The following is a 10673-nucleotide window of genomic DNA, read 5'->3' on the forward strand; positions in this document are numbered from 1 at the left end:
CGAGCGCGAACAGGAAGCCGATCAGCAGCTCTTTTGCGCGCCCGGTATATTCGGCGGCATCGCCATTGACCGAGGTGTTCGACCAGAGGTGACGGCGGATATCGGTGACGAGCCAGAAGCGGTAGAAGCCGAAGGTGACGAGCTCGAGCGCCGCGCCCTTGGAGACGAGGCGCGTGAACGCGCGGCGATCGCCCGTGAAGTCGATCCCCGCCGGCGGCAGCGGTGGCGGCGTAATCGGCTGGGGTGGACCGACCGGGGTCCATTGAAAATCATTCACGGATCAACCTCGAATGGCACGCGAATCCTGACAAAACTATAGAGATTGGTCGGTTGTCAGGCCATGCCGGTTCGAGTCCGTAGCAGGCGAGTGTGACCTGCCCAACACCTGGGTTCACCGGCGCCACGTCTTCGACCAACCCCGCAGACGTGATGTGATAAGCCGCGCTGTGGCAAAACTCGCCCTTGCCCCGGCGCACGCAAACGGTTGTAATTGCACCCCAAAATACCGCAGCGCAGAATATCGAAAAATCGCGCGCGACGTCAGGGAGAGAGCCGGTCATGCATGGCACTATTGAAAGCGCCGCGAAGCTCGACGCGTTGCGCGAACGCGCCTCGTCGCTGCCGCTGGAACAATTCGATCCCGGCGATCCCGAATTGTTCAGGACCGATACGTTCTGGCCCTATTTCGACCGGCTGCGCCGCGAAGATCCCGTACACTATTGCAGGGACTCGATGTTCGGACCGTATTGGTCGGTGACCAAGTACAACGACATCATGGAGATCGAGACCAATCATTCGGTGTTCTCCTCGGCCTCTTCGCTCGGCGGCATCACCATCCGCGACATCGATCCGGACCTGCGCCGCGAGAGCTTCATCTCCATGGACCCGCCGCGCCATGCCGCCCAGCGCAAGACCGTGGCGCCGATGTTCACGCCGACGCATCTGGACGAGCTCGCCAATGCGATCCGCGCGCGCTCCGCCGAATGCCTCGATCATCTGCCGCGCGGCGATGTCTTCGACTTCGTCGATCAGGTCTCGATCGAGCTCACCACGCAGATGCTCGCGGTGCTGTTCGACTTTCCCTGGGCGGACCGCCGCAAGCTGACGCGCTGGTCCGATGTCGCCACCACCATTCCCGGCCCTGATGGCCTCGTCGCCACCGAAGAGGAGCGACAGGCGGAGCTCGTGGAATGCGCCGAGTATTTTGCGCGGCTCTGGAAGGAGCGCGCGAACCAGCCGCCGAAGAGCGATCTGCTCTCGATGATGGCCCACGGCCCGGCGACCCGCGACATGGACGCCAAGAATTTTCTCGGCAATCTCATTCTGCTGATCGTCGGCGGCAACGACACCACCCGCAACACCATGTCGGGCTCGATCCACGCGCTGAGCCAGCATCCGGACCAGTACAGGAAGCTGCGCGAGAACCCGGCACTGATCGACAGTTTCGTGCCCGAAGTGATCCGCTGGCAGACGCCGCTCGCCCATATGCGCCGCACCGCACTCGCCGATTTCGAGTTCCGGGGCAAACAGATCAAGAAGGGTGACAAGGTCGTGATGTGGTACGTCTCGGGCAACCGCGACGAGGAGGCCATCGAGCGGCCCTACGAATTCATCATTGACCGCGCGCGGCCGCGGACGCATCTGTCGTTCGGCTTCGGCATCCACCGTTGCGTCGGCCTGCGGCTCGCCGAGCTGCAGCTCAAGATCATCTGGGAAGAGATTTTGAAGCGCTTTGACCGGATCGAGGTGGTCGGCGAGCCGAAGCGGGTCTATTCGAGCTTCATCAAGGGTCTTGAAACCCTGCCGGTGAAGATTGCGGCGTGAGACGCAGCTATCTTATAGTATATAACATCAGGGATTTGCGACGACGCCTTCCCCCGCATGCGGGGCGCACGAACACACTGGAGCGACAGCCATGAACATCCAAACTCCGCTCAAGGTGGACAGGACTGAGCGCATGCGCCGCGCGCGCGAGGAGGCCTATGCGACGCCGCTGGACAAATTCCATCCCGGTGCGCCCCGCCTGTTCCAGGACGATACGCTGTGGCCGTGGTTCGAGCGGCTGCGCAAGGAAGAGCCGGTGCATTACTGCACCAACGCGCCGATCGAGCCCTATTGGTCGGTGGTGAAATACAACGACATCATGCATGTCGACACCAATCACGGCATCTTCTCCTCCGACTCCACGCTGGGCGGCATCTCGATCCGCGACGTTCCCCCGGGCTATGACTATCCGAGCTTCATCGCGATGGATCAGCCAAAACATTCGGCGCAGCGCAAGACGGTGTCGCCGATGTTCACGCCGACGCATCTGGACGAGCTGGCAAAACTGATCCGCCAGCGCTCGCAGACCGTGCTGGACAATTTGCCGCGCAACGAGACCTTCAATTTCGTCGAGCGCGTCTCGATCGAGCTGACGACGCAGATGCTGGCGACGCTGTTCGACTTCCCCTGGGAGGAGCGGCGCAAGCTGACGCGCTGGTCCGACGTCTCCACCGCGCTGCCCAAGAGCGGCATCGTCGCGTCCGCCGAGGAGCGGCGCCGCGAGATGGACGAATGCTACGCCTACATGTCGAAGCTGTGGAACGAGCGCGTCAATTCCGAGCCGCGCGGCGATTTGTTGTCGCTGATGGCGCATAATCCGGCGACGCGCCACATGGACCCCGACAATCTCATGGGCAACATCATTTTGCTCATCGTCGGCGGCAACGACACCACACGCAACAGCATGAGCGGCTCGGTGCTGGCGCTGAACGAGAATCCCGAGCAATACGACAAGCTCCGCGCCAACCCGGCGCTGATCGACACCATGGTGCCCGAGGTGATCCGCTGGCAGACGCCGCTCGCGCATATGCGCCGCACCGCGCTTGCGGACACCGAGATCGGCGGCAAGCACATCAGGAAGGGCGACCGCGTCGTGATGTGGTACGTCTCCGGCAACCGCGACGAGGAGATGATCGACCGTCCCAACGACTTCATCATCGACCGTCCGCGGCCGCGCACGCATCTCTCCTTCGGCTTCGGCATCCATCGTTGCGTCGGCATGCGGCTTGCCGAGCTGCAACTGCGGATCGTCTGGGAAGAGATGCTGAAGCGTTTCGACCGCATCGAGGTGGTCGGCGAGCCGAAGCGGATCTATTCGAGCTTCATCAAGGGCTATGAGACGCTGCCGGTGCGGATTCCCGCCTGAGCAAAAGCGACACCGCCCGGCTATAAAATCCCGGCATGACAGACTGAACCAGATGCGAAGAGAACGCCGCCGCTCCGTGCCGTAAGCACGGGGGGTGGGCCGGCTTGGCTCAGCGCCCCCTCAGGCCAGCTTGATGTCCCAGACGCCTTCCTTGCGGCAGGCCGCGATTTCCTCGCGCAGCAGGGTCGTGACGGCGGCGGTCGCCGTCGACACCGGGCGGTCGATCGGAGAAGCCACGATGAGCTCGCGTGACATCGGTTTTGAAATCGGCGCCGCCTCGAGCCGCCCCGCGGCAACCTCGGCATGGACCGAGGACGGCGGCAACAACGCAAAGCCGAGCCCTTCCTCGACCAGGCTCGTGAGCACGCGGAAAGAATCCGCCTCGAGCTTGACGTCGAGCTTGATCTTCTTCTGCGCGGCGGCGTGCTCGATCAGCGCGCGGAGCCCGTGCGAATGAGAGGGCAGCACCAGGCGTTGCCGCAGCAGCCAGCCGATCTCGACGCTCTTCTTGCGCGACAGGCCGCAGCCGCGCGGGCCGACGGCAACGATCTGGTCGCGGCCGAGGCTCTGCGTGGTCAGATGCAGATCGGCCGAGCGTCCATAGAGGATCGCAAGGTCCATCTCCGCGCGATGCAGCCATTCGACGAGATGCCCGCTGTAGCTCTCGACGATGCGCAACGAGATGCCGGGATAGGTCTCCACACAACGCCGCGCGAAGCGCGCCGACAGCACGCAGCTCACGGTCGGAACCAGGCCGAGCACGACCTGGCCGGAGGGCGGGCCCTGCGCGGACTGGATGTCGTCGCGGATCTGGTCGATCTGGCGCACGATGCCGGACGTGCGCGCGAGCAGCAGGCGGCCGGCTTCGGTCAGCACCATGCCGCGGCCGTTGCGCGTGAAAAGCTCGGCACGCAGCTCGTGTTCCAGGAGCTTGATCTGGCGGCTCAGCGCCGGCTGCGCCACGCGCAGCGTGTCCGACGCCTTGCTCAGGCTGCCGAGCTCGGCGACGCAACTGAAGGTCCTGAGCTGACGGAAATCCATGCTTGCCAATCTTCGAACGCTACTCCATACGCTATAACAAATGAGCATAGGGGGTTGGCGTTGTCCAGACAGCGCCGGCGAAGCGGCAGGTGCTATCCTTTCAACCGCACCCAACGGGAAACGCCAAGATAAACGCCATGACGCAACAACAACATTCCCAAGAACACTCTCAAGACGACTACTCCGACATCCGCGACGCCGTGGCAAAGCTCTGCGCGCAGTTTCCCGGCGAATACTGGCGCAAGCTCGATCGCTCGATGACCTATCCGAAGGAGTTCGTCGACGCGCTCACCGAGGCCGGCTACCTCTCGGTGCTGATCCCCGAGGAATATGGCGGCGCGGGGCTAAAACTGTCGGCGGCGGCGGCGATCCTCGAGGAGATCCAGCGCGCCGGCTGCAATGGCGGCGGCTGCCATGCGCAGATGTACACGATGGGCACCGTGCTCCGGCACGGCAATGACGCACAGAAGGCAAAGTATCTGCCGAAGGTCGCGACCGGCGAACTGCGCCTGCAGGCCTTTGGCGTCACCGAGCCGACCAGCGGCACCGACACCTCCTCGCTCAAGACCGTCGCCCGCCGCGAAGGCGACCACTACGTCGTCAACGGCCAGAAAATCTGGACCAGCCGCGCCGAATATTCCGACCTGATGATCTTGCTGGCGCGCACCACGCCAAAGGAGAAGGCGAAGAAGCGCACCGATGGCCTCTCCGTGTTCATCGTCGACATGCGCGAAGCCCGCGGCAACGGGCTGGAGATCCGCCCGATCCGCACCATGATGAACCACGCCACGACCGAGGTGTTCTTTACGGACATGAAGGTGCCCGCCGAAAATCTCATCGGCGAAGAAGGCAAGGGCTTTCGCTATATCCTGTCCGGCATGAATGCCGAGCGCATCCTGATCGCAGCCGAATGCGTCGGCGACGCCAAATGGTTCATCGCGAAGGCGACGAACTACGCCAAAGAGCGCGTGGTGTTCGGCCGTCCCATCGGCCAAAATCAAGGCATCCAGTTCCCGATTGCAAAGGCCTATGCGTCGATGCGCGCGGCCGAGCTGATGGTGAAGGAAGCGACCCGCAAATACGAGGCCGGTCTCGACTGCGGTGCAGAGGCGAACATGGCAAAGATGCTGGCGGCGGACGCCTCCTTCGAGGCGGCGAATGCCTGCATCCAGACCCATGGCGGTTTTGGTTTTGCCGAGGAATATGACGTCGAGCGCAAATTCCGCGAGACGCGGCTTTACCAGGTGGCGCCGATCTCGACCAATTTGATCCTGTCCTTCGTCGCCGAGCACGTGCTCGGCCTGCCGCGTTCGTACTGAGGTCTTGCCATGGGAGCACTTGACGGCATCAGGGTGATTGCGGTCGAGCAGGCGGTCGCGGCGCCCTTCTGCTCCTCGCGCCTGGCGGACGCCGGCGCCGAGGTGATCAAGATCGAGCGGCCCGAGGGCGACTTTGCTCGCGGCTATGACGCGGCAGCCAAGGGCCAGAGCAGCTATTTCGTCTGGCTCAACCGCGGCAAGCAGTCGGCGGTGGTCGATCTCGCCACCAAGGAAGGCCGCGCCGAGCTGGAAAAGCTGATCGCCAGCGCGGACGTGCTGATCCAGAACCTCAAGCCGGGCTCGATGGACAAGCTCGGTTTTTCGCGCGAGCGGCTGCTGAAGGATTATCCCAACCTGATCTCCTGCACGATCACCGGCTATGGCGACGAAGGCCCCTACGCGCATCGCAAGGCCTATGACCTCCTGATCCAGGCCGAGAGCGGGCTTGCCTCGATCACCGGCAATCCCGATGGCGCCTCGCGCGTCGGCATGTCGATCGTCGACGTCGCGACCGGCGCCACCGCGCATGCCGCGATCCTGGAGGCGCTGATCGGCCGCGGGCGCACCGGCAAGGGCTGTGACATCCGTATCTCCATGTTCGACGTGATGGCCGACTGGTGCACCGTGCCGCTGCTCAATGCCGAGGCCGGCAATCCCCCGAAGCGGATGGGCCTGCGTCATCCCTCGATCGCACCCTATGGCGTGTTCACCTCGAAGGACGGCAAGGACATCCTGATCTCGATCCAGAGCGAGCGCGAATGGAAGACGCTGTGCGCCGAGGTGCTCGACCAACCCGAACTGCCGAAGGATCCGCGCGTCGCCAACATGGTCGAGCGCGTGCGCAACCGCGACTTCACCGACACCACGGTCGCAGACGCCTTCGGCAAGATGACGCGCGATGAGCTGTTGAAGCGGCTGTCGGATGCTGACATCGCCTTTGCCGAGGTCAACACCATGGCCGATCTCACGACCCATCCGCATCTGCGCCGCATCGAGGTCGATACCCCGAACGGCCGTGTCAGCTATCCCGCGCCGGCGCCGATCATCGTCGGCGAGACGCGCAGCTATGGTGCCGTGCCGGCGATCGGCGAACGGCCCAGCAAGAAGTCATAACAAGAGCGAGGCGTCATGACCGAGAAGCTCGACATCGATCATTTGCGGCAGTGGATCGGCCGGACCCAGGAGGCGACCGACATCGTCACCGCACAGCTCGTGAAGGGGCTGCGCGCAACGCTGTTCCAGGACATCGGCGAGCCCAAAACGGGTGACGCCGCGCCGTTCACCGTGCACTGGTGCCTGGCGCAGCCTGTGTTCCCGATGTCGATGCTCGGGCCCGACGGCCACCCGACCCGCGGCGGTTTTTTGCCGCCGGTGCCGCTGCCGCGCCGGATGTGGGCCGGCGGCGAGATCGCCTTCCTCGATTCCCTGCGCGTCGGCGACGAGACGACACGAAGCTCGCAAATCGCCGACGTCACCGTGAAGACGGGATCGACCGGCACGCTGTGCTTCGTCGCGGTCGAGCATGTCATCACGACGCCACGCGGCATCGCGATCCGCGAGCGGCAGGACATCGTCTATCGCGAGATGACGAGCGCGCAACCGGCCGGGCCGGCGAAGGCTCCGCCCCCGCCGCCCAAGGCGCAGCACCGCGAGAGCCATGTCTCCGATCCGGTGCTGCTGTTCCGTTACTCGGCGCTGACCTTCAACGGCCACCGCATCCATTACGACCGCGACTACGTCACCAAGGTCGAGGGCTATCCGGGCCTGATCTTCCATGGCCCGTTGCAGGCGGCGCTGATCATCGAGATGGCGGCAAAGCTCCGCGGCGGCAAAGCGCCGGCGAAATTCCGCTACCGCGGCCTGCAGCCGCTGTTCGAAGGCACGGAGTTCTCGATCAACGCCAACGAGGTGGATGGCGAGCTGGAGCTGTGGACGGCGAATGCCGAGGGGCAGCCGACGATGAAGGGTACGGCGGCGTGGTAGACTGCTTCCTCCTCGTCATTGCGAGCGCAGCGAAGCAATCCAGAATCTTTCCGGCGGTGACAGTCTGGATTGCTTCGCCACGCTCGCAATGACGGATGGCTGATAGCGTCAATAACAACGGGGGACGGAAACAGTGTCCAAGAACGGCAAGACCGGCAGCAAATCCGTCACCGTCAAGCAAGCGACCCTCGACCTGCTGCGTTCCTTCGGCATCAAGAAAGTATTCGGCAATCCCGGCTCGACCGAGCTGCCGTTTCTCGGCGACTGGCCCAGCGATATCGACTATGTACTCGGCCTTCAGGAAGCCTCCGCCGTCGGCATGGCCGACGGCTATGCGCAGGCAACGCGCAATGCCGGCTTCGTCAACCTGCATTCGGCCGCCGGCGTCGGCAATGCGCTCGGCAATATCTACACCGCGCATCGCAACCAGACGCCGCTCGTGATCACCGCCGGCCAGCAGGCACGCTCGATCCTACCGCTGCAGGCGTTTCTCTACGCCGAGCGCGCCTCGGAGTTTCCCCGGCCTTACGTAAAGTACAGCGTCGAGCCCGCGCGGGCCGAGGACGTGCCGGCCGCGATCGCGCGCGCCTATTACACCGCGATGCAGCCGCCCTGCGGGCCAACCTTCGTGTCGATCCCGATCGACGACTGGACGCACGCGACTTCGCCGATCGAAACGCGCATGGTCAGCCGCGAGATCGGCCCTGACATGGATGCGATGCAGGCGCTGGTAAAAGCGCTCGGGACAGCCAAGCACCCTGCCCTCGTCGTCGGCCCCGGCGTCGATCGCGCCGGTGCCGTCGGCCTGATGGTGCGCGTCGCCGAAAAGGCAAAGGCGTCGGTCTGGGTCAGCCCGTTCTCGGCGCGTTGCTCGTTCCCCGAACGTCATCCGCAATTCGCAGGATTCCTGCACGCCTCGCCCGTGCAGCTCTCGGATGCGTTGCGCGCGCACGACCTCGTCGTGGTGATCGGCGCGCCCGTGTTCACCTTCCATGTCGAAGGCCACGCGGCGATCTTCGACGGCGGCACGACCATTTTCCAGATCACCGAGGATCCCGATGCCGCCGCCGTGACACCATCAGGCACCAGCATCGTCGCGACCATGAAGCCGGCGCTTTCCGCACTGCTCGATAGGCTGCCGGAGAGCAAGCGCGCGGCGCCGAAGGGCCGTGCGTTGCCGCCGGCGCCGAAGGCGGCCGATCCGCTGCCGGTCGAATTTCTGCTACATACGCTGTCGCAGACGATGCCGGAGAACGCCGCGCTGGTGGAGGAAGTGCCCTCGCATCGCCCCGCGATGCAAAAGTTCATGCCGATGCGCGGCCAGGACAGCTTTTACACCATGTCGAGCGGCGGCCTCGGCTACTCACTGCCCGCATCGGTCGGCATGGCGCTGGGCCGGCCGAAGGACCGCACCGTCTGCCTGATCGGCGACGGCTCGGCGATGTACTCGATCCAGGCGCTATGGACCGCCGCGCAGCGCAAGCTGCCGCTCACCATCGTCGTCATCAACAATTCCGGCTACGGGGCGATGCGCTCCTTCAGCCAGGTGATGCAGGTGCGCAACGTGCCGGGCCTCGAATTGCCCGGCATCGATTTCGTCAAGCTCGCCGAGAGCATGGGGTGCGACGCGGTGCGGGTGACGAAAGCGGGCGAGCTTGGGGATGCGCTGAAGCGCGCCCTGACGTTCAAAGGCACGAGCCTGGTCGAGGTGGTCGTGGATTCAGCGGTGCCGCTGCTTTACGCACAGAAGCACTGACCGCTGTCCCAGGCCTAAAGCGCGATGAGATTTGGTTGAATCGTCATCGCGCTTTAGCTCTTTGTTTGAGCATGATCTTTTCGGAAAACCGCTTCACACTTTTCCGGATCATGCTCTAGCAGTCTGCTGAAAAACTATCGTTTTTGTCGGAATTTCGTGATTCACTGATTTGCATTGGATCTCGGAGGCTGGGGATGCGTGGCAAGTTCGAGGATCAGGGTGGACTGTTCTCGTATGTTTTGCCTGAGGCGCGGGTTCCGAAGGACCACCCGTTGCGCAAGATACGAGATCTTGTACGTGACGTTCTGAGCGATCTGAACCGGACATTGAGCGGGCTGTATTCGAAGGAAGGTCGTCCTTCGATCCCGCCCGAGCAGTTGTTGAGTGCTCTGCTGCTGCAGGCCTTTTATGGCATCCGCTCGGAACGACAGCTGATGGAACAGCTGGACTATAATTTGCTGTATCGTTGGTTCGTGGGGCTTTCGCCGGATGATCCGGTCTGGGACCCGACAACGTTTACGAAGAACCGTGCCCGGTTGGAGAACGGCGGGGTGTTCGCCAAGTTCATGGCGAAGCTTCTGAACCATCCGGATGTGAAGCCCCTGTTGTCGAGCGAGCACTTCTCGGTGGATGGCACGCTGATCGAGGCCTGGGCTTCACAGAAGAGCTTTCGCCCCAAGGACGGCAGCGGCGACGATGATGACGGCGCCAACTTCCATGGCCAGAAGCGCAAGAACGACACCCATGCGAGCACCAGCGACCCTGACAGCCGGCTCTATCGCAAGGCGGCCGGGCGAGAGGCCAGGCTTTGCTATATGGGCCACGCCACCATGGAGAACCGGCACGGGCTGGCGGTAGCCGGCAAGGTCACGCATGCCAATGGTACCGCCGAACGCCGGGCTTCAGAGGCGATGCTGAAGGCGAGACGCAAAGCCGCAGGCCGCCGCATCACCGCCGGTGAGGACAAGGCGTACGATACGGCCGAGCATGTCGACAATCTTCGTGCCATCGGCGTGACGCCGCATGTGACCCAGAACCAGGCCGTCACCAAAACCGGCAAGACCCGCAACAGCGCCATCGACGAGCGCACAACGCGGCACCCGGGCTACAGCATGTCCCAGTCACGGCGGGCGATGGTCGAGTGCATCTTCGGATGGGGCAAGCAGCATGGCACCATGCGCAAGACCAAACATCGGGGCATCGCTCGCGTCGCCGCCGACTTCCTGCTCAATCTGATTGCCTACAACCTCGTCCGGATACCCAAGCTCGTCGCAGGTTGAGGTCGCCGATCGGAGAGGCAATCGCCGCTCCGACATCAAACTTCCGACCAAGGTCCAACCCAAACGCCAATCAGCAACGAATTTGCCGGTTTTTCAGCAGACTG

At 63.6% G+C, this 10673-nt stretch carries 9 protein-coding genes; 7 read left to right on the plus strand and 2 right to left on the minus strand.

Annotated elements, in window-relative coordinates:
- A partial coding sequence (locus C2U70_RS27365) for a DUF898 family protein (RefSeq protein WP_140981739.1) occupies positions 1-277 on the minus strand: 277 nt, incomplete at its 3' end.
- Between the two features lie 281 nt (positions 278-558).
- On the opposite strand from C2U70_RS27365, the gene C2U70_RS27370 reads away from it, so the two are divergent.
- Positions 559-1824 carry a cytochrome P450 gene (locus tag C2U70_RS27370; protein ID WP_140981740.1) on the plus strand — a complete coding sequence of 422 codons (1266 nt, stop codon included), beginning with the start codon at positions 559-561 and terminating at the stop codon, positions 1822-1824.
- 91 nt (positions 1825-1915) lie between these two features.
- Positions 1916-3190: a cytochrome P450 gene (locus C2U70_RS27375; protein ID WP_140981741.1), complete on the plus strand. Its 1275-nt coding sequence runs from the start codon at positions 1916-1918 to the stop codon at positions 3188-3190.
- A 120-nt stretch (positions 3191-3310) separates the two neighbouring features.
- On the opposite strand, the gene C2U70_RS27380 is transcribed toward C2U70_RS27375, so the two are convergent.
- The gene (locus C2U70_RS27380; protein ID WP_140981742.1) at positions 3311-4231 is read right to left on the minus strand and encodes a LysR family transcriptional regulator; all 921 of its coding nucleotides are present in this window, start codon (positions 4229-4231) and stop codon (positions 3311-3313) included.
- Between the two features lie 137 nt (positions 4232-4368).
- On the opposite strand from C2U70_RS27380, the gene C2U70_RS27385 reads away from it, so the two are divergent.
- The 5 genes from C2U70_RS27385 (at position 4369) to C2U70_RS27405 (ending at position 10569) form a co-directional block, all read left to right on the plus strand.
- Positions 4369-5550, plus strand: a complete 1182-nt coding sequence (locus C2U70_RS27385; RefSeq protein WP_140981743.1) for an acyl-CoA dehydrogenase family protein — start codon at positions 4369-4371, stop codon at positions 5548-5550.
- A gap of 9 nt (positions 5551-5559) precedes the next feature.
- Complete coding sequence (locus C2U70_RS27390; RefSeq protein ID WP_140981744.1) at positions 5560-6663, plus strand: CaiB/BaiF CoA transferase family protein; 1104 nt, start codon at positions 5560-5562, stop codon at positions 6661-6663.
- Positions 6664-6678: 15 nt separating this feature from the next.
- Positions 6679-7533 carry an FAS1-like dehydratase domain-containing protein gene (locus C2U70_RS27395; RefSeq protein WP_140981745.1) on the plus strand — a complete coding sequence of 285 codons (855 nt, stop codon included), beginning with the start codon at positions 6679-6681 and terminating at the stop codon, positions 7531-7533.
- Between the two features lie 133 nt (positions 7534-7666).
- Positions 7667-9289 carry a benzoylformate decarboxylase gene (mdlC, locus tag C2U70_RS27400; RefSeq protein WP_140981746.1) on the plus strand — a complete coding sequence of 541 codons (1623 nt, stop codon included), beginning with the start codon at positions 7667-7669 and terminating at the stop codon, positions 9287-9289.
- 194 nt (positions 9290-9483) lie between these two features.
- A complete protein-coding gene (locus C2U70_RS27405; protein WP_140981747.1) occupies positions 9484-10569 on the plus strand; it encodes an IS5 family transposase in 1086 nt (361 codons plus the stop codon).
- The last annotated feature ends 104 nt before the right edge of the window (positions 10570-10673 follow it).

Origin of the sequence: Bradyrhizobium guangdongense (genome assembly GCF_006483445.1) — a bacterium.
Taxonomy (GTDB): domain Bacteria; phylum Pseudomonadota; class Alphaproteobacteria; order Rhizobiales; family Xanthobacteraceae; genus Bradyrhizobium; species Bradyrhizobium guangdongense_A.